The sequence below is a fragment of the Rhodopseudomonas parapalustris genome, assembly GCF_053772255.1.
In genome coordinates, this window is sequence record NZ_JAMKBZ010000023.1 from 1 (window position 1) to 19,730 (window position 19,730).

General features: G+C 64.9%; 18 protein-coding genes. 3 read left to right on the forward strand and 15 right to left on the reverse strand.

Annotation, left to right across the window (positions count from 1 at the left end; genetic code table 11):
• Positions 1-213: 213 nt before the first annotated feature.
• The 4 genes from holA to M9H71_RS18325 all read right to left on the reverse strand — a co-directional run bounded on the left by holA (position 214) and on the right by M9H71_RS18325 (position 6,363).
• A complete protein-coding gene (gene holA / locus M9H71_RS18310) occupies positions 214-1,245 on the reverse strand; it encodes a DNA polymerase III subunit delta (protein ID WP_455406375.1) in 1,032 nt (343 codons plus the stop codon).
• A 56-nt stretch (positions 1,246-1,301) separates the two neighbouring features.
• Positions 1,302-1,865 (reverse strand): LPS assembly lipoprotein LptE, encoded by a 564-nt coding sequence (gene lptE / locus M9H71_RS18315; RefSeq protein ID WP_455406376.1) that lies wholly within the window; start codon positions 1,863-1,865, stop codon positions 1,302-1,304.
• A complete protein-coding gene (gene leuS / locus M9H71_RS18320) occupies positions 1,852-4,482 on the reverse strand; it encodes a leucine--tRNA ligase (RefSeq protein ID WP_455406377.1) in 2,631 nt (876 codons plus the stop codon). The genes lptE and leuS overlap by 14 nt, the downstream gene beginning before the upstream one ends.
• A 207-nt stretch (positions 4,483-4,689) precedes the next feature.
• Positions 4,690-6,363 carry a diguanylate cyclase domain-containing protein gene (locus M9H71_RS18325; RefSeq protein WP_455406378.1) on the reverse strand — a complete coding sequence of 558 codons (1,674 nt, stop codon included), beginning with the start codon at positions 6,361-6,363 and terminating at the stop codon, positions 4,690-4,692.
• Positions 6,364-6,533: 170 nt separating this feature from the next.
• On the opposite strand from M9H71_RS18325, the gene M9H71_RS18330 reads away from it, so the two are divergent.
• Positions 6,534-7,193 (forward strand): YggS family pyridoxal phosphate-dependent enzyme, encoded by a 660-nt coding sequence (locus M9H71_RS18330; RefSeq protein WP_455406379.1) that lies wholly within the window; start codon positions 6,534-6,536, stop codon positions 7,191-7,193.
• 75 nt (positions 7,194-7,268) lie between these two features.
• Here the strand turns inward: M9H71_RS18330 and M9H71_RS18335 are convergent, their stop codons facing one another.
• The gene (locus M9H71_RS18335; RefSeq protein WP_455406380.1) at positions 7,269-7,838 is read right to left on the reverse strand and encodes a L,D-transpeptidase family protein; all 570 of its coding nucleotides are present in this window, start codon (positions 7,836-7,838) and stop codon (positions 7,269-7,271) included.
• Between the two features lie 165 nt (positions 7,839-8,003).
• Between M9H71_RS18335 and M9H71_RS18340 the strand changes: the two genes are divergently transcribed.
• Both M9H71_RS18340 and M9H71_RS18345 read left to right on the forward strand, forming a co-directional pair.
• Complete coding sequence (locus tag M9H71_RS18340) at positions 8,004-8,690, forward strand: response regulator transcription factor (protein WP_013500184.1); 687 nt, start codon at positions 8,004-8,006, stop codon at positions 8,688-8,690.
• A gap of 39 nt (positions 8,691-8,729) precedes the next feature.
• The gene (locus M9H71_RS18345; protein ID WP_455406381.1) at positions 8,730-9,179 is read left to right on the forward strand and encodes a cyclic nucleotide-binding domain-containing protein; all 450 of its coding nucleotides are present in this window, start codon (positions 8,730-8,732) and stop codon (positions 9,177-9,179) included.
• Here M9H71_RS18345 and M9H71_RS18350 read toward each other — a convergent pair whose 3' ends face one another.
• The 10 genes from M9H71_RS18350 to M9H71_RS18395 all read right to left on the reverse strand — a co-directional run bounded on the left by M9H71_RS18350 (position 9,180) and on the right by M9H71_RS18395 (position 19,724).
• Positions 9,180-9,992 (reverse strand): exodeoxyribonuclease III, encoded by an 813-nt coding sequence (locus M9H71_RS18350; RefSeq protein WP_455406382.1) that lies wholly within the window; start codon positions 9,990-9,992, stop codon positions 9,180-9,182.
• A gap of 51 nt (positions 9,993-10,043) precedes the next feature.
• Positions 10,044-10,640, reverse strand: a complete 597-nt coding sequence (locus M9H71_RS18355; protein WP_455406383.1) for a class I SAM-dependent DNA methyltransferase — start codon at positions 10,638-10,640, stop codon at positions 10,044-10,046.
• Positions 10,641-10,651: 11 nt separating this feature from the next.
• Complete coding sequence (locus M9H71_RS18360) at positions 10,652-11,596, reverse strand: outer-membrane lipoprotein carrier protein LolA (protein ID WP_455406384.1); 945 nt, start codon at positions 11,594-11,596, stop codon at positions 10,652-10,654.
• Positions 11,597-11,613: 17 nt separating this feature from the next.
• Positions 11,614-14,085, reverse strand: a complete 2,472-nt coding sequence (locus M9H71_RS18365; protein ID WP_455406385.1) for a DNA translocase FtsK — start codon at positions 14,083-14,085, stop codon at positions 11,614-11,616.
• A gap of 13 nt (positions 14,086-14,098) precedes the next feature.
• Positions 14,099-15,325, reverse strand: coding sequence for an aminotransferase class I/II-fold pyridoxal phosphate-dependent enzyme (locus M9H71_RS18370; protein WP_455406386.1), 1,227 nt, complete (start codon positions 15,323-15,325; stop codon positions 14,099-14,101).
• 137 nt (positions 15,326-15,462) lie between these two features.
• Positions 15,463-15,807, reverse strand: coding sequence for a HepT-like ribonuclease domain-containing protein (locus tag M9H71_RS18375; RefSeq protein WP_230765061.1), 345 nt, complete (start codon positions 15,805-15,807; stop codon positions 15,463-15,465).
• Positions 15,797-16,093: a nucleotidyltransferase domain-containing protein gene (locus M9H71_RS18380; protein ID WP_230765063.1), complete on the reverse strand. Its 297-nt coding sequence runs from the start codon at positions 16,091-16,093 to the stop codon at positions 15,797-15,799. Before M9H71_RS18380 ends, M9H71_RS18375 begins: the two co-directional genes overlap by 11 nt.
• 168 nt (positions 16,094-16,261) lie before the next feature.
• A complete protein-coding gene (locus M9H71_RS18385) occupies positions 16,262-17,704 on the reverse strand; it encodes an ammonium transporter (protein WP_164607280.1) in 1,443 nt (480 codons plus the stop codon).
• Positions 17,705-17,741: 37 nt separating this feature from the next.
• Positions 17,742-18,080, reverse strand: a complete 339-nt coding sequence (locus M9H71_RS18390; RefSeq protein ID WP_011155842.1) for a P-II family nitrogen regulator — start codon at positions 18,078-18,080, stop codon at positions 17,742-17,744.
• 312 nt (positions 18,081-18,392) lie between these two features.
• The gene (locus tag M9H71_RS18395) at positions 18,393-19,724 is read right to left on the reverse strand and encodes an ammonium transporter (RefSeq protein ID WP_455406387.1); all 1,332 of its coding nucleotides are present in this window, start codon (positions 19,722-19,724) and stop codon (positions 18,393-18,395) included.
• Between the last annotated feature and the right edge of the window lie 6 nt (positions 19,725-19,730).

A 19,730-nucleotide genomic window follows, 5' to 3' on the forward strand; every position in this document is an offset into this window, starting at 1 on the left:
GCGAACCCGCGGCGCGGCGCGGGTTAGAAGTGATGGTCATTCCGGGGCGCGCGCAGCGCGAACCGGGAATCCAGAGATTGTTGAAACGCTGTCGCACAACGCTGCGAGATTCCGGGTTCGCCGCTGCGCGGCGCCCCGGAATGACGAACGAGAGGGGTCTCGTGTGGCGAGCCGGGTGCGCTTCGCTGCGCTCAGCACTACGGATGATACCAACTAACTCCGTCGCCTTGCGCTGACCGCGATCGACAGCAGCGTTCGCTGCGCGATCGCGGCGCCGAGCGTAGCCTGGCGTCGGGTTTCGAGGGCGGCGCTCGCGAGTTGCTCGATGATCTGCGCGAGGCGGGTTGTGGAGAGATTGCGCAGGGCCGACTCCGCCGCGGCCTTGCGGGAGAAGTGCAGCCGCGGGAATCCGGAATCCAGCGCCATCGCGGCCGGCGTGCCGCCTTCGACCACGAGGCTCGTCTTGTGCAGAAACGCCGCATGGCGTTGCGCCGCGAGGATGATCTGGCCCGGATAGGTGCCGGCCACCATCGCTTTGGCGAATTCGCTCTCGACCACGCTGGGCTTGCCTGAAAACGCGGCGTCGACGATGACGTCGAGTTTCAGGTCGGACGCATCCGATACGCAAGTGATCACGTCGTCGAGCGTGACTTCGCCCTTGCCGTGGGCGTACAGCGCCAGCTTGCGCAGCTCATTCCGGGACGCCTGACGGTCGCCGCCCAGCAGTGTCGTTAGCACCGCACGGGCGTCGCGGCCGATCTGCAGATTCGATCCCCGCAGTTCGTCGTCGATCAACCGTGCGATGTCGGCTTCGGCATCCGGATAGCAGCCGATCGCGACCGCGCCCGTGGTCGCCTTCTCGCAAGCCTTGCGCAGCGCATTGTCCGGTTTGATGTCGCCGGCCTCGATCACCACGCGACATTCCTTCGGCGGCGAGGCGATCAGCGCTTCGACGCCGGCAAGAAAACTACGCGAGCCGGCGCGGACACGGATCGCGCGACGACCGCCGAACATTGGGATGGCGAGGGCTTCGTCGACCAGCCTCGACGGCTCGGATGCGAGCTCGTCGCCGTCGAGCCGTACCAGCGCGAACGGATCTTTGGGATCGTCGAGCGAGGAGGCGATCAGCGCATCGGCACGCTCACGCACGAGGCCGGCGTCCGGGCCGTACAGCAGCACGATCGGCCGGCCCGGGTCAGGCCGGGCCAGAAACGAAGTGGCGTCTTTGCCGCGTAGCGCAACCATCACTCAACGCCAGAGCCAAATCTGAACCGACACCGCGTGCTCTGAGCGATCGCGGTTCACATTCCGGCGTAGAAGAACGAGGCCAGCCGAGTGTTGATGTTCTCGGCGATCTCCTGCACCGCGCGGTCTTCCGCATCGCGGCCGGCACGGGTGCGGGCGAAACGCTGCGACTGGCCGGGCACGTCGTATTCGACGCGCGAGAAGGTGTTGCCGGTCATCACCGTCTTGCCGGTGGCGATGTCCTTGAGCTGATAGCTGGCGTCGATCGCGTAGTTCTCGATCGTCGGAAGCTGCGTGCTGGGATCGACGATCAGCGACGACCGCGAGGTCGAGATCGAGATCTTCAACGTGTACAGCGGCGGCGCCCCGGTGGCGCTGCCGTACAGCTTGAACATCAGCTTGTTGCGCAGCTCGACGCCGAGGCGCGAGTTGCGCGAGCCGTTCGGAATGTCGAGCGGCGGCACTTCAATGGCCGTCAGCTTGTCCCGCAGCGTCGGCGATCCGTCGCCACGATCGGCGTACATCGGATGGAAGCAGCCCGCGATCGGGGCCGCCAGCGCGACCGCCAGCGCCAGCCGAACGACAAACTTTTTGAGCCCCGCGGGCTTAGCCGACGACATTCACGATCCTCTGCGGAACGACGATCACCTTGCGAACGGGCTTGTCGCCCAGAGCCTGTTTTACCGTATCGAGCGCCAAAACGGCAGCCTCAATTTCGCCGGTCGGGGCGTCGCGGCGCACCGTCACCTCGCCACGCTTCTTGCCGTTGACTTGAACCGGCAAGGTGATGCTGTCCTCGACCAACAGATCCTGTTCGATCGGCGGCCACAGCGCCTCGGAGACGAGGCCGGTCTGGCCGAGCACCGTCCAGCATTCCTCGGCCAGATGCGGCATCATCGGGTGGAAGAGCTGAACCAGGATTGCGGTGGATTCGCGAATCGCCCAGGCGAGATCGGGCGATGGGGTTTGGGACCGCGCCAGCACGTCGCCAAGGGTATTCGAGAACTCTCGGATGTGCGCCAGGCTGACGTTGAAGGCGAGCCGTTCGATGCCGGCCAGCACCTTGTCGAGCGCGCCGTGCGCTGCCTTGCGCAAGGTCAGCGCGTCGGCACCGAAGCTCGCCGGCCGCTCGGCCGGAGCCGCGGCGGCAATCGGGGCGGCATCGTTCACCATCCGCCACAACCGTTGCACGAAGCGCGAGGCGCCCTTGACGCCTTCCTCGCTCCAGATCACGTCGCGGTCCGGCGGCGAATCCGACAGCATGAACCAGCGCGCAGTGTCGGCCCCGTAGGTCCCAATGATGTCGTCGGGATCGACGGTGTTGCGCTTGGACTTCGACATTTTCTCGATCGGGCCGATCTCGACCGGACCGCCGCCTTCGATCAGCGTGGCACGGCGCTGATCGCCGTCGACCACGATCGACACTTCGGCGGGCGACGCAAAGTGGCCGTCAGCCTTCCGATAGGTCTCGTGCACCACCATGCCTTGCGTGAACAGGCCGGCGAACGGCTCGTCATGCTGGATGTCGATATGACCCGCCGCCTTCATCGCGCGGGTAAAGAACCGGCTGTACAGCAGATGCAGAATCGCATGCTCGACACCGCCGATATACTGATCGACCGGCATCATCCGGTTGACGACATCGAGCGTGGTCGGCGCCTCCGTGTTCCACGGATCGGTGAAGCGCGCGAAGTACCAGGACGAGTCGACGAAGGTGTCCATGGTGTCGGTTTCGCGCACCGCCTTGCCGCCGCATTGCGGACAGGTGACGTGCTTCCAGGTCGGGTGATGGTCGAGCGCATTGCCCGGCTTGTCGAACGACACGTCCTCCGGCAGCACCACCGGCAGATCCTTGTCCGGCACCGGCACCACGTCGCAGGTCGGACAGTGGATGATCGGAATCGGGCAGCCCCAATAGCGCTGACGCGAGATGCCCCAGTCGCGCAGGCGGAAATTGACCTTGCGCTCGCCGACCGGCGCGCCGCCGAGCTGCGCCGTTTCCAGCCGCTTGGCGACGTCTTCCTTCGCCTCGGCAATCGTCATGCCGTCGAGGAAGCGCGAGTTGATCATCCGGCCGTCGCCGTCATAGGCGACATCGGTGACGACGAAGCTCGCCGGGTCCTGGCCTTCAGGGCAGACCACCGGCGTGTTGCCGAGTTGGTACTTGTTGACGAAGTCGAGATCGCGCTGATCGTGCGCCGGGCAGCCGAAGATCGCGCCGGTGCCGTATTCCATCAGCACGAAGTTGGCGACGTAGACCGGCAGCTTCCAGCTCGGATCAAACGGATGCACGGCGCGGATACCAGTATCGATGCCCTGCTTCTCGGCGGTATCGATCTCGGCCTGCGCGGTGCCGCGCTTCTTACAGTCGTCGATGAATGCCGCGACCTTCGGGTCCTTCGCCGCCGCCGCTTGCGCCAGCGGATGGTCGGCAGCGATCGCCATGAACTTGGCGCCGAACAGCGTATCCGGACGGGTGGTGAAGATCTTCAGCTCGGTCTCGCCGGCCGGCGTGGTGGCGCTATCGAGCGCGAACCGCACCATCAGGCCCTCGGAGCGGCCAATCCAGTTGCGCTGCATCAGCCGGACCTTGTCGGGCCAGCGATCCAGCGTATCCAGTGCGTCCAGCAGCTCCTGGGCGTATTTGGTGATCTTGAACACCCACTGGTTCATCTCGCGCAGCTCGACCACCGCCCCCGAGCGCCAGCCGCGGCCGTCGATCACCTGCTCGTTGGCCAGCACGGTCATGTCGACCGGGTCCCAGTTCAGCTTGCGCTTCTCGCGCTCGACCAGCCCGACTTTCAGGAAGTCGAGGAACATCTTCTGCTGGTGCTTGTAGTAGGTCGGATCGCAGGTCGCGAATTCACGCGCCCAGTCCAGCGACAGCCCCATGGTCTGGAGCTGCTTCTTCATCGCCGCGATGTTGTCGTAGGTCCACGCCTTCGGAGCGATCTTGCGCTCGATCGCAGCGTTCTCCGCCGGCAGACCGAACGCGTCCCACCCCATCGGGTGCAGCACATTGTAGCCGCGCGCCCGCATCGTCCGCGCCACCACGTCGCCCATGGTGTAGTTGCGCACGTGGCCCATGTGGATTCGTCCAGATGGGTACGGGAACATCTCCAGCACGTAGTACTTTTTGCGCAGGTCGTCGTTACGGGTCGCGAAGATCTTCGCTTCGTCCCATTTCGCCTGCCATTTCGGCTCGGATTCGCGGGCGTTGTATCGTTCGTTGCTCATGAGATCAGGATTCGACAGATCAGAAGACGGCCGGCCGGTTCGAGCGCGGATCATCAGGGCGGAAAACAGGGCGCGGCCGAGGTCGCCAACCGGTGCGGGGGCTCGGGTCAAATCGCGCGCGAAGCGCGCGGAATAGGCCATGAAACATGGTGTCGGGTCAATGGGATGGCGCAAGCCCGGCGGCCGGCCGGGTGGTGCTTTGCGGCCTCAGCTCGCTATTGCCACCGGGCCGTCCGAGGCGCGGGCGAAGCCGTGCTCGACCACGTTGTTGCGGCCGCGATGTTTGGCCGCGTACAGCGCTGCGTCGGCCGCCTCGACCAGCTCGGCCGGAGAGGCCTGTTCGCTCGGCAGCGCGCAGGCAACGCCGATGCTGACGGTGACGTGCTCGAACGCGCTGGTTCGGTGCGGCAGCGCGAGCTGCTCGATGGTGGCGCGCACCAGCTCGCCGACCTGGACCGCGCGGGCGGTGCCGGTTTCGGGCAGCAACAGACAGAACTCTTCACCGCCATAGCGCGCGGCAAAACCACCGGTCTGGTTGGCGACTGCCGCCAAGCTCTCGCCGATCCGGCTCAGGCAGGCGTCGCCTTCGGGATGGCCGTAGGAATCGTTGAACAGCTTGAAATGGTCGACGTCGATCATCATCAGCGCCAGCCGGTGCCCGGTCTGCTGGCCCTTCAGCCATTCGAACTCGAGCTGGGTCTGGAAACCGCGGCGGTTGGCAAGGCCCGACAGCAGGTCCATCGACGCCATTACGCTGAGGCGGCTGTTGCTGGCCACCAACTCGCGTTCGCGCTGGCCGAGCTGCGCCGCCATCGCGTTGAAGGCGCGTGCCAAAGGCACGAATTCCGATGGCAGCCGGCTCCGTGCCACCCGAGCCGACCAGTCACCCGCGGCGAACCTGTTGGCGACGGCAGTCAGCACCGAAATCGGCTGAACGATCAGCCGTTCGGCCGCAATCAATGCACCGAGCAGCACGAACAGGCAGACCAGCGCGAGCTGCAGATAGGCGGTGCGGATGTCGTAATTGATGCCGGCCGAGACTTTGCTTTCGTCGATGGTGACCACCAGCCTGGCGCTGGTTCCTGGGATTCGGCTCACCGAGAGCAGTCGCCCGGCCTCGTCGCGGATGGTCGCGGCCTGACCCCCCTGCGGATTCTCCGCCATGGCCGGCAACAGCGCCAGCCTCTCCAGTTTCTTGCCGATCAGACTGCGCTCGTCGGGCGGGGTTGCCAGCACCGTGCCTTCGCCGTCGATCAACGCCGCGCTGACGCCCTTTCGCCCGGCGAGATTGGTCATCATGTCGGACAGCCAGTCGAGGTTGATGCCGGCGACGATCACCGCTTCCTTGCCGGTATCGATCGCCGACACCGGGTAGGCGGCCATGATGGTGCCCTTCTGCGTTTGCCGCCCCACCAGGAAGTCGCTGACGACAAAATCGTGCGTCTCCAATGCCTTCCGGAAGTACTGGCGATCGCTGATATCGGTGCCGACAAACATCGACGCGGTCGAGCAGCGCACGATTCCGTCCGGATCGGCAACCATCAGCATCCGGATCGACGGCAGATCGACCCGCAGGCTCGCACGCAGGATGCTGCAGCCCCGCCCCGCTTGGGCGGCCGATGCATGCACATAGGCGGCGGACTTGAGGACGGCCTCGACCGAGGACATCACCTCGCGTTCGGCGTCGGCGGTGCGCTGCGCCAGGGTCGACAGCTCCTTGGCCATCGAGGCGAGCTGCGTGGCCCGCGTCTGCTCCAGCAAACGCACCCGGTCCAGCATCAGCGGACACACCAAGATCAGCGCCAGCACCATCAGCCTGGCCCGGATGCCGAGCAAGGCTCTGAGCTTGGCTTTCTTGCGGACGATTGCGATGCGTGACATCGTTGCCCCTCGACCCCCCGCAATCATCCTAGGTGGAAGGCTTCAAAAAGCCTTTCCGCGATTCGTTACAATTTGACCGAAAGCCAACTCGTGCGAGAGCTCACTCCACACTTCGCGCCGTTTACGTTGTCTTCACCACGTCTCCGCAAGCTTCAGAGGTCCGAGACACGATGAGTGCGGCGGATCATTTGGCGACGGTCGAGGCCGAGATCGCTCATGCCTGCAAGGATGCGCGGCGCGAGCGCAGCGAGGTGACGCTGATCGCAGTGTCGAAGACCTTCGAGGCCGATGCGATTCGGCCAGTGCTGGCGGCCGGCCAGCGGGTGTTCGGCGAAAACCGCGTTCAGGAAGCCAAGGGCAAATGGCCGGCGCTGGTCGCGGAGTATGCTGGCACTGAGTTGCACTTGATCGGGCCGTTGCAGTCCAACAAGGCCAAAGAGGCGGTCGCGCTGTTCGATGCGATCCATTCGGTGGATCGCGACAGCCTGTGCGAGGCTTTGAGCAAGGTGCTGCCGCAGGCCGGCCGCAAGGTCGATCTGTTCGTGCAGATCAACACCGGAGAGGAGCCGCAGAAGGCCGGCATCGCGCCGCAGGACGCCGACGCCTTTCTGGTCGCCTGCCGGGAGCGGTGGGGCCTGACGATCAGCGGGCTGATGTGCATCCCGCCGGTGAATGAAGCGCCGGCGCCGCATTTCGCGCTGTGCGCCAAGATTGCCAAGCGCAACGGGCTGACCAAGCTGTCGATGGGCATGAGTGCCGACTTCGCCACCGCGATCGCCTTCGGCGCCACCCATGTCCGGGTCGGCTCGGCGATTTTTGGGCATCGCTGAAGCCGTCGCGCCTTCCACATCACGGATCGTCACCACCCGCCAGCACGGGCGATGACGACAAGACGGACAGCTAGACTAACCGATCACGATCCTGGTCTTCGGCCCAAGCCGCGCCAGCAAACGCCTGAGATTGGGGCGCGTCATCGCCACGCAGCCGGCGGTGGGGCCGAAATTGTCGCGGGCCAGATGCAGGAAGACCGCGCTGCCGCGGCCGGCGACGCGGGGCCGGGTGTTGTGGTCGATCTCGATGATCAGATCGTAGAGGTGATCGTCCCGCATCAGGCGGTCGCCTTCGCCGCTCTCCGACCGATGGATCGGCCGGTTGTAGTGACGGCTCGCCGGATCTTCACACCACGCATCATCAGCGGTGATCGCTCGGATCGGCAGATGCGTGCGAGGCCGTGGGCCTCGGTCCGCGCGCCACCACAGCCGCAGCGGGCGAAACGTGCCGCGCGGGGTGCCGCCGTCGCCCTCGCGCTTGTTCGCCAGAATGCCGCCGCGGCCGAGCGCGACCGGAATGGTCTGGCCGGCGGCGATCAGCCAGCCGCGGCTGCGTTGGCCGGCGGCTGCGCGCACTTGGAGCCGCAGAACTGGCTGCCCTTGCGGCGACTGTCTCGAAGGTTCTGATCCGGCTGTCTTTTTCATCGGTCCGAAGAGTTTGCATGGGCCTCATGGAGGCAAATTTAGGCTTCCGCTGTTAAATTCCGCGGAATCACTCCCTATCTGCTGATCTGCGATACAATCGCGCGTGATTTGTATGCGCGACCAAGAAATCAGCCGCGCACTGCCAGACGACGGAAGGACCGCGCCATGCCGAACGCCCGCAAGATCCTGATCGTGGACGACGACAATGATCTGCGCGACGCCCTCGTCGAGCAACTCTCGCTGCACGAGGAGTTCGAGGCGTCCGCAGTCGATACCGGCGCCAAGGGAGTGCAGACCGCCAAAGCGCTGTCTCCGGATCTGGTGCTGATGGACGTCGGTTTGCCCGACACCGATGGTCGCGAGGTGGTGCGGTCCTTGCGCAAGGGGGGCTTCAAGGCCCCGATCATCATGCTGACCGGTCACGACACCGATTCCGACACTATTCTCGGCCTGGAGAGCGGCGCCAACGACTATGTGGCCAAGCCGTTCAGGTTCGCGGTTCTGCTGGCGAGAATCCGCGCGCAGCTTCGCCAGCACGAAGCCAGCGAGGACGCGGTTTTCGCGGTCGGGCCGTATTCGTTCCGCCCGGGCTCCAAGATGCTGACCGGCGCCAACGCCAAGAAGGTTCGGCTGACCGAGAAGGAGACTGCGATCCTGCGTTTCCTGTACCGCGCCGGACAGGCGCCGGTATCGCGCGAGACGCTGCTGCAGGAAGTGTGGGGTTACAATTCCGGCGTGACCACCCATACGCTGGAGACTCACATTTACCGGCTACGCCAAAAGATCGAGCGCGACGCGGCGAATCCCGAGATTCTGGTCACCGAGGCCGGTGGCTACAAACTCGTGCCGTGATACCAATAAGGGGCCGATTCACTCGCCGCCCGGTCCCGCATGTCGATCGAAGATGATGTTGCCCTGCTCGAGCGTGTCCCGACGCTGCGGCTGCTCGGCGAGCAGGCGCTGCGGATGCTGGCGATCGGCTCGGAGCAGCGCGACTTCGCCCGCGGCGACGTGATGTTCAATGCCGGTGAGCCGGCCGATGCCGGCTATGTGGTCCAGCGCGGCGCATTTCAGATTACGATGGAGGACGGCGGCATCCACGAGATGGTGGCGCGGCCGGGTGATCTGATTGGAGAGCTGGCCCTGGTGATGCCGATGCGGCGGCCATCGACGGCTGTGGCGCTCGAATACTCGTCGGCAATCCGGATCGCCCGTAGCCTGTTTCAGCGAGTGCTCGAAAGCGATCCCGGCGCCGCGCTGAGGCTGCGCGACGAATTTGCAGCCCGCACCAGTCAGATTGCCAACGACATCGTCATGGTCGGCAGCAAGCTGACTTCGTAGTTACAGCTCCATCGTCATCGTTACCGGGACGTGGTCGCTCGGCCGCTCCCAGCTTCGGGCGTCGCGCAGGATCTTGAAGTCGGTGACGCGGCCCTTCAGCGCTTCCGACACCCAGATGTGGTCGAGCCGCCGGCCGCGATCGCCCACCGTCCAGTCGGCTGCCCGATAACTCCACCACGTATAGACCTTCTGATCGAGCGGAATCCGTTCGCGCGCGACATCGGCCCAGTTGCCGGCGCGCAGCACCGCGAGCAACTTCTCGCATTCGATCGGGGTGTGCGACACCACTTTGAGAAGCTGCTTGTGCGACCAGACGTCGTGCTCGTGCGGCGCGACATTGAGATCGCCGACCAGAATGTGCCGCTGATCGCCCGATGGATGCAGTGGCTCGCAGGCTTTCATCTCGTCGAGAAACGACAGCTTGTGCTTGAATTTGGGATTGACGGTCGGATCGGGAATATCGCCGCCGGCCGGGACATAGAAATTGTGCAGCACCAGCGGCGGCGCGTTCTCGTCGGTCTTCATCGAGACCGAGATGTGGCGACTGTCGAGGATGTCGCAGAACGTGCGGATGTCGGTGGTGACAAACGGCAGTTTCGAAATCACCGCGACGCCGTGGTAGCCCTTCTGTCCGTTCAGCGCGATGTGCTCGTAGCCGAGCCGCTTGAATCGCTTCAGCGGAAACGCGTCGTCCGGACACTTCGTCTCCTGCAGGCACAGGATGTCCGGGCGTTGGGCTTTGAGGAATTTCGCCACCAGGTCGATACGAAGCCGCACCGAGTTGATGTTCCAAGTCGTGAGCGTGAGACGCATCTGCGCGACCTAGCGGATCGCAGCCAGGGGAGCAAGCCTGGGCCGGCGGCTTCAACCGGATTTCGCCAGCCACACGGTGTGGCCGCCGCAGCCTGGATCATTGGCGCGGTGGGCCACAACCGCGAAGCCATGCTGGGCGAGCAACTGCCGATATTCGGCCGGAGCAAGGCTTGCATGATACAGCGGCTCGCCCTGGTACGAGCCGGTCGTCACGCCTTCGGCCGGACCTGAGGTGAACATCAGTGCCGCGCCGGGAGCCGCGTGCGCGCGAAATACCGCGAACATCGCGCGCTGATCGTCGGGCGACAGATGAAAGAAACTGTCCCAAGCGAGGATGCCGCCGAACTGGCGCTTCAGATCGGCGCGCCGCATATCACCCACCACCCAATGCTGATCTGGAAAGCGCCGCTGGGCCAGCTCGATCAAGCCGGGGGAGGAATCCAGCCCGGTCAGACCATGCCCCGCTGCGATCAAAAACCGCGCGATCGGTTCGCCCGAGCCGCAACCAAGGTCCAGGATGGCGGCGCAATCGCCGGCGCTCTGGCGAAACTGCTCGAGCCAGGCGCGTTCGAACAGTGTCCGGCCGCGTTCACGATCCCATAGCTGTGCGTGTCGTGTGTAAAGACCGATGATCGCATCCGCGGTCATGGTTTGGACGACTAACCCGGCGGGGTCTGATAATTGGTGTAGTCGATCTTGAACATCGACGGGTCGGGTCGCTTGGTGGTGTCGAGATTGTACACCGCGACGGTGGTGTCGTAGCCCTGCGGATCGGTGACGGTCCACTGCTTGAGCTGGCCGTCCTTGGTGCCGAACATCAGCAGCAAACGGCTGGTGCCGATGACGGCGTTCTTCTCTTCGATGATAATATTCGAATACAGGTCGTCGGAGGTGATGCTGACGACGTTGGTGTCGCGTAGCAGATCGAGCCGGTCGCTGAGCAGATAGCGCAACGGCGTCTGCGACAGCGGATAGACGTCCTGGGTCGCCAGCTTGCGATCACGCACCACCACCGACTGGCCGTCGGCGATCATCGAGATCGGGCTGGGGTCGTCATACTCGAACCGCACCCGACCCGGCTTCATGATGTAGAAATCGCCGGTGAGCTTGCTGCCGTCCGGTCCGACCTGGACAAACTGGCCGACCAGTGTCTGTAGCGACGACAGATAAGCGCTGGCTTTGGCCGCCTCCGCCTTCTGTGCGGCATCGAAGGTGGTGAAGATCGAGGCCGGCACGTTGCGCCGCGGATCGGGGATCACCGGCTCGGGTGGCTTAGTCAGCTTCGCAACCGGCGGCTGCGCCGGAGCCTGGGGCGAACGCTGCTTCGGCTCTGCAGCGCTGAGCTTCATCGCGCGGGGCGATGGCTTCGGAGCCGGGATCGGGTCGGCATTCGCCGGCTGCTGCACGATGTTGGCGATCACAATGGCTGCGGCGGCCGCGCAGGCGCGCCGCAGGTTGGTTTCGGTCGCCCACACCGGCTTCAAACCATTGAATTGCTTGATCAAGCTCATGTCCTGCACGGTTGCGACAACCTCGTCGCGTTGTCCGTCTGCCGCTACAGGGGCGCTATGGCGATTTCGCGACCCCATATCGGACATTTGCATTCCCGTGATCCCGGCGTTCAAAAGTTTGAATCCTCTTCGGCCACGAGGATTTCGCGTTTGCCGGCGTGATTGGCCTGACCGACGATGCCTTCGAGCTCCATCCGCTCCATCAGCGAAGCGGCGCGGTTGTAGCCGATCTGCAGGCGTCGCTGAATATAGCTGGTCGAAGCCTTACGGTCGCGTTTGACGATCGCCACCGCCTGCTGGAACAGATCTCCGCCGCCGTCGCCGCCCATCCCGGTCGCGTCGAACACCGCACCGTCTTCACCCTCGGCGGGCTCTTCGGCCGTGACCGCCTCGAGATATTCGGGCGCGCCCTGCGCCTTGAGGTGTTTGACGACCTTCTCGACTTCCTCGTCGGATACGAACGGACCGTGGACGCGGCTGATGCGGCCGCCGCCCGCCATGTACAGCATGTCGCCCTGGCCGAGCAGTTGCTCGGCGCCCATCTCGCCCAGGATGGTTCGGCTGTCGATCTTCGACGTCACCTGGAAGGAGATGCGGGTCGGGAAGTTGGCCTTGATGGTGCCGGTGATGACGTCGACCGACGGACGCTGCGTCGCCAGGATCACATGCAGACCGGCCGCGCGAGCCATCTGGGCGAGGCGCTGGACCGCGCCCTCGATATCCTTGCCGGCCACCATCATCAGGTCCGCCATTTCGTCGACGATGATGACGATATAGGGCAGCGGTTCGAGGTCGAGCTTCTCTTCCTCGTAGATCGCCTTGCCGGTCTCCTTGTCGAAGCCGGTGTGCACCGTGCGGGTCAGCTCTTCACCCTTGGCTTTGGCTTCGCCGAGTCGCGTATTGTAGCCGTCGATGTTGCGCACGCCGAGCTTGGCCATGCGCTTGTAGCGCTCCTCCATCTCGCGGACCGCCCACTTCAGGGCGACGACTGCCTTCTTCGGGTCGGTGACGACCGGCGTCAGCAGATGCGGGATGCCGTCATAGACTGAGAGTTCGAGCATCTTCGGATCGACCATGATCAGCCGGCACTGATCCGGCCGCAGCCGGTACACCAGGCTGAGAATCATGGTGTTGATCGCGACCGACTTACCCGAACCGGTCGTACCGGCGATCAGAAGGTGCGGCATCCGGGCCAGATCGACGATGATCGAATCGCCGCCGATATTTTTGCCGAGACACAGCGGCAGCTTGTGCACGGTCTCGTTAGCGTCCTTCACGCTGAGCAGCTCGCGCAAATACACCTTCTCGCGATGCGCGTTGGGCAGCTCGATGCCGATCGCATTACGGCCCGGCACCACCGCGACGCGCGCCGACAGCGCGCTCATCGAGCGGGCGATGTCGTCGGAGAGGCCGATCACGCGCGACGATTTGATGCCCGGCGCCGGCTCCAGTTCGTACAGCGTGACCACCGGACCGGGGCTCGCCTTGATGATTTCGCCGCGCACGCCGAAGTCCTGCAGCACGCCTTCGAGCGCGCGTGAATTGGCCTCGAGCTCGGACTTGTTGAGCGGCTGCCGGTCCGATGCCTTCGGTGCCGATAGAACGTTGACCGAAGGCAGGTCGAACCGCGCCTTCTTGGCCACCGGCTTGGGGGCGACCTTTTTGCGGGGCGCGCGGGCGACCGGAGGGGCTTCCTCCTCGTCCTCTTCGTCTTCGATCTCGTCGGCGACGTCCGGCTCGAACTCGTCGTGGTGATCGGCTTCGGGCGCGATCGGCGGCGCGGAGCGGCCGCCGAGCCGCGGCTCCTGCCGTTCGAATGCCTGACTGCCGCCTGCCGGAGCGCTGCTGACCAGCCCGCGATAGGACAGTTTCGCCAGCCGCCACAGCCGCGCTTTGGCACTGAGGAGGGCGTGCACCAGCCAGCCGAGCGACACCGATCCGCGGTCGGACTCCTCTTCCTCCTCGAGCGGCAGATCCTCGTCGGCCGGGGTCTCGTCGGGGTCGCGTTCATGCGACCCGAAGCCGCCGGCGATCAGGAATGTCGCCATGACGGCTGCGCCGAGGATGAGGCTCAGGATGACACGGAAAATCAGGCCGGGCCCGAACACCAGCGACGGCGCCCGCACCAGCGCGTCGCCGACCACGCCGCCGAGCCCGGTGGGCAGCGGCCAGGCGGTATCGTGCGGAAACGACGAGGCGAAGCCGGCGGCGAAGATGGTGCACAGGATCCAGGCGCCCATCCGCAGCGCGGTGCGGTCGAACGGCCGGTGGTTCAGCATCCGCCAGCCCCACACTGCGACCGGCATCAGCAGTCCGATCGCGCCCAGGCCGAGGATCTGCATCGCCAGATCGGCGCCGATCGCGCCCGGGTAGCCGAGCAGATTGTGGATGCGCCGCGACGTGGCGTGGCTGAGGCTGGGGTCCTGCACCGACCAGGTGGCGAGCGCTGCGGCAGCGACTGCGGCGACCGCGATCAGGCCGAAGCCGGCCAGCTCGCGCAGCCGCCGCGCCAGAACTTCGCGAACCGAGGGCGGCAGGTGTCCGACCAGGGGAAAGGCTCGTTCGATCGCCGGCATGCTCATGGGGCCCTGCGCATCATCCGAGAATCCGTACCAGGCGATGCAGCGCCTCGGCGGTGATTTCGCTGTCCTGCACCATCGCGACGCGGATGTAGCCGGCACCCGGATTGCTGCCGTCGCTCTGCTGCCGCGCCAGGTAGCTGCCCGGCACCACGCGAACGCCGCCCTCCTTGAACAGCCGCACCGCCGCGACTTCGTCCCCGCCATGGGCCGAAACATCGAGCCACAGGCAGAAGCCGCCGGGCGGACGCTGATAGCCGTAACGGGCCCCGAGGATCTGATCGGCGAGATCGAATTTCAGCCCATACAGCCGCCGGTTTTCCTCGACATGCGTCTCGTCGGAGTAAGCCGCGACGGCGACATGCTGCAGCGGGATCGGCACCTGCGGCCCCGCGACATTGCGCAGCTCGTGATAGGCCTTGAGAAAGCTGGCATCGCCGGCGACGAAGCCGACCCGCATGCCGGGCAAATTCGATCGCTTCGACAGCGATTGGAACACGGCGACGTTGCGGAAATCGGGACCCGCGACCTGCAGCGCGCTGCCGGGGGCGACCTGGGTGTAGATCTCCGAGTAGCACTCGTCGCTGAGGACCATGAAGCCATAGCGATCGGCGAGCTGCTTCAGCCGCGTGAAGTAATCAAGCGACGCGACGGAGCCCTGAGGGTTTGCAGGTGACGCGAGATAAATCGCCACGGTGCGCTTCAGCGTCGCTTCGTCGAGCTGGTCGAGATCCGGCAGAAATCCGTTGCTCAGCGTGGTCGGCAGGAACACCGCCTCGCACCCGGCGGCACGCGCGCCGGCCGCATAGGCCGGATAGAACGGATTCGGCATCAGGATCGCCGTCGCGCCGTCGCGCTTTGGCACATGGCGTGCGGCCGCGATCGCGGCGAGAAACAATCCTTCTCGGCTGCCGTTCAGCACCAGCACTTCGGTCTCGGGATCGGGCGCGCGATCGAGCGTGAAGCGCTTGGTCAGCCAAGAGGACGCGGCGTTGCGGAATGGCTCGATGCCTTTGGCGAGCGGATAGCGGCCGAACTCGGCCGTGTGCCGCGCCAGCACGGGGCTGACAAAATCCGGCACCGGGTGCTGCGGTTCCCCGACCGACAGATTGATCAGGCTTTGGCCCGGCTGATGGGGCGCCAACAATTCAGTCAGCCGCGCGAACGGCGAGCGCTCGCTCTGCCCGGTAGCGTCGACGCTGCCGGCCGCACGCGCCGGTGAGGTGGAAGCGGACAAAGCCATTCGAAATACGCCAGTTTTCACCGCAGCCGATCGCCATGGTGGATCGAGCGGAAACAGATCAGCCACCATAGATACGGCGAGGTTAAGACGCGATTAACCATCGACGGGCGGCATGAGTTCTTCGCTACGGCTTGCAGCTATCCCGAGCGGGCAAGCTCTTCCATCACCACTGCTTTCAGGCCCGGCAGGGCGCGGTGGACGGTATCCCAGATCATCTGCGCCGCCACATCCTCGTAATCGTGCCGATAGACATTCCCCGATCCCGCAATCTGCTTCCAAGGAACCGAGCCGTGCCGTCGCTTGACGTCCTCGGATACGCGGCGGGACGCTTCGGAGATGATCTCGAGGCAGCGCGTAACCGCATACACGGTACGCAGGTCGGCTTTGAATTCATTCTCCGTCAAGTCGCTGGTGAACTCGATCGCGAGTTCGATGTGATGCTGGATGTCGCGCAGAGCGATATCCGATGCATCAGAACGCATAGACCGCATCTCGCGCTGCGTTCGGCGCAATCGACGGCTTGAGCTGTTCGCGGTTCACGACGTCGACCGGATGGTCGAACAGGCCGGCGATATAATCCTTCAGCTCCGCATAGTCGAACACCGTGATGCGGGCTGCCGGGTCGATTTCGACGAGCACATCGATATCGCTGTCGGGAAGGTTGGTACCACGCGCCACGGAACCGAACAGCGCTGCACGCCTTACGCCTCGTGCTCGTAACGGAGCCTCGGAGTTTCTCAAGATCTCGAGTGCGGCGCGGCGGTCCATCCGAGCAGTATAGCAGACTTCGCGTGTTTCGGCGTGCGGTTGGCTCGCCATAAAGAAAGGGGCCCCAGCTTGCGCTGGGACCCCTCGACGGTTCGGGCATTGCCGGGTATCTGCCCGAACCGTAGGAGTTGGCGCGGCGGTCTGAAGAGCGCCGCGCCTCGGGAGAACTTACATGTTGTAAGCGCGCTCGGTGTGCTCGACGAGGTCGAGGCCTTCGCGCTCGACTTCGACCGGGGCCCGCAGACCGACGATCACGTCGACCACCTTGTAGAGGATCGCCGAGCCGATGCCGGACAGCAGCAGCGTGGTGCCGACGCCCCAGCACTGCGAGATCATCTGAGTGCCGAAGTCGTACTCGCCGACCTTGCCGACCGTGTAGTCGTACACGCCGGTGCCGCCGAGTGCCGGGTTCACCAGGATGCCGGTGCCGAGCGCGCCAATGATGCCGCCGATGCCGTGGACACCGAACACGTCGAGCGAGTCGTCGTAACCCAGCGCGTTCTTGATCACGGTGCAGAAGAACAGGCAGACCACGCCGGCGACGATGCCGAGCACGATCGCGCCCATCGGACCGGAGAAGCCCGCGGCCGGAGTGACCGCGACCAGACCGGCGACCGCACCCGACAGCGCACCGAGCACCGAGGGATGACCCTTGAAGATCCACTCCGCGAACATCCAGGCCAGGGCCGCAGCGGCGGTGGCGAGGAAGGAGTTGGTCATCGCCAGGGCAGCGCCGCCCGAGGCTTCGAGGTTGGAGCCGGCGTTGAAGCCGAACCAGCCGACCCAGAGCAGCGAGGCGCCGATCATGGTCATGGTCAGCGAGTGCGGAGCCATCAGCTCCTTGCCGTAGCCGGTGCGCTTGCCGATCAGGAGGGCGCCGACCAGGCCGGCGATACCGGCATTGATGTGCACCACGGTGCCGCCGGCGAAGTCCAGCGCGCCCTTCTTGAACAGGAAGCCGCCGTCGGCCATCACTTCATCGAGCTTGGCCTGCGCCGCAGCCTTGGCGGCTTCGTCGGTCGCGGCAGCGAGCGCCTTGGCGGCGTCGTTGACCGCATCCGGGCCGGCCCAGTACCAGACCATGTGGGCCATCGGCAGGTAGATCAGGGTGATCCACAGCGGGATGAACAGCGCCACCGCGGCGAAGCGGGTGCGTTCGGCGAAGGCGCCGACGATCAGCGCCGGGGTGATGGCGCAGAACGTCATCTGGAAGCAGACGAAGATCAGCTCGGTGATGTTCGCATCGACCGTGAAGGTGCCGCCCATCGAGTCGGTGGTGATGCCCGACAGGAACGCCTTCGAGAAGCCGCCGATGAACTCCGAGCCGCCGGTGAAGGCGAGGCTGTAGCCGTACAGCGCCCAGATGATGCAGGCGACGCAGACGGTGTAGAACACCTGGGCCAGCACCGAGAGCATGTTCTTGGAGCGGACCAGACCGCCGTAGAACAGCGCCAGGCCGGGGATGGTCATCAGCAGCACCAGAACTGTCGATGTCATCATCCAGGCGTTGTCGCCCTTGTTGACGGTCGGCGCTGCGAAGGCGGCTGTCGTCGCGAATGTACCGGCGACGAGCACGGCCAATCCCGCACCGTAGGGACGCTTGAACGTCATTTTTTGTCTCCTGAGTGAAGCAATGAGGGTGAGGGAATCAGAGGGCAGCCGCATCGGCCTCGCCGGTGCGGATCCGCACGGCGTGGTCGAGGCCGATGACGAAGATCTTGCCGTCGCCGATCTGGCCGGTCTTGGCGGCGCTGGTGATCGCCTCGATGGTCTTCTCGACCTGCTCGTTGGCGATCGCGACCTCGATCTTGATCTTGGGCAGGAAGCTCACCGCATATTCGGCGCCACGGTAGATTTCCGTGTGGCCTTTCTGGCGGCCGTATCCCTTCACTTCCGTCACCGTCAAACCGTGAACGCCGATGGCGGTCAGCGCGTCACGGACTTCTTCGAGTTTGAATGGCTTAATGATCGCCATAACAATTTTCATGGGTCCTATCCCCGCTAGGTCCCGGCCGAACTGGCCAGGAAATGATCTCGACTGAAATTCCCCACGCGGAGAGCATCACTACGCGGGCACAGCCGGCCCGTTAGAATCAAATGCCGTGCCAGTCGGGGCGGCCCTTGGAATCATTTCGGAATCAGCGCCTTTTTCGCGGTGCGGCACTTGGACACCAGCTGCGCTATTCGGTCGCGCCTAACACGTAGGCATGCCTGATCAGGAATCAGGCATGCCCGGGTGCGGACACAATGATTGCCCATCCGAAGGGCATAACGCTTAGCCGAAAGTCGGGCGGTTCGCCTACTGCAGCGCCTCGCCGTGCTGCGAAATGTCCAGACCCTCGATCTCATGCTCGCGCGAGACGCGCAGGGCCACGAACAGGCTGACCATCTTCAGCAGCACATAGGTCGCCAACCCCGACCACACGAACGTTACTAATATACCAGCAAGTTGGGTGAGCGGCTGCATCCAGGAGCCTTCGAGGGCGCCCGACACGCCGCCGATCGAGGCGGTCGCGAAAATGCCGGCCAGGAACGTGCCGGTGAGGCCGCCGATGCCGTGGACGCCGAACACGTCGAGCGAGTCGTCATAGCGCAGGCGGTGTTTCAGCCAGGTGCAGGCCCAGTAGCAGATCAGGCCGGCGACAATGCCGATCACCACGCCATGCCAGGGTTCGACATAGCCCGATGCCGGCGTGATGGTGCCGAGGCCGGCGACAGCGCCCGAAATCATGCCGAGCACCGACGGCTTGCGCCGCGCCATCCATTCGATTGCGCCCCAGGTCAGCGCGCCGGAGCAGGCGGCGAGGTGGGTGGCCGTGATGGCGAACACCGCGCGGGAATCCGCCGCCAGCGCCGAGCCGCCGTTGAAACCGAACCAGCCGACCCACAACAGGCCGGTGCCGATCACCGCCAGCGACAGGTCGAATGGCGACAGGTTTTCCATGCCGTAGCCGTGGCGGCGGCCGATCACGATCGCCGCCACCAGGCCGCCGGTGCCGGCCGACAGATGCACCACCAGGCCACCGGCGAAATCCAGCACGCCCATCGCGCCCAAAAAGCCGCCGCCCCAGATCCAATGCGCCAGCGGCACATAGACGAAGATGAACCAGCCGATCGAGAACAACAGATAGGCGGAGAATCGCATCCGGTCCGCGACCGAGCCGGCCACCAGCGCCACGGTGATGACCGCGAAGGTCATCTGATACAGCATGAACAGCGCTTCCGGGATGGTTTTGGCCGCCGGATTGACGCTGTCCATGGTCATCCCGGCCAGGAAGATGCGATCGAACGAGCCGATCAGGCTGCCGCTGCCGGTGAACGCCAGCGAATAGCCGAATGCCACCCACAGGATCGAGATCAGCGCCACCGCGGCGAGGCTCTGCGCCATCGTGGCCAGTACGTTCTTCTTTCGAACCATCCCTGAGTAGAACAGCGCCAGACCGGGGATCGTCATCATCAGCACGAAGGCGGTGGCCACCGTCATCCAGGCAGTGTCGGCCGGGTTGATGCCCGGCGCCGCTGCGGCTGTCCCTTGAGCCAGCGCCGGCATAGTGCCGGCCGCCGCGAAGCCTAGTCCTGCAAAGATAGAGCCCGTAGCAGCCGACGCCGCGCGGCGTAGCAACAAGGTCATGATGCC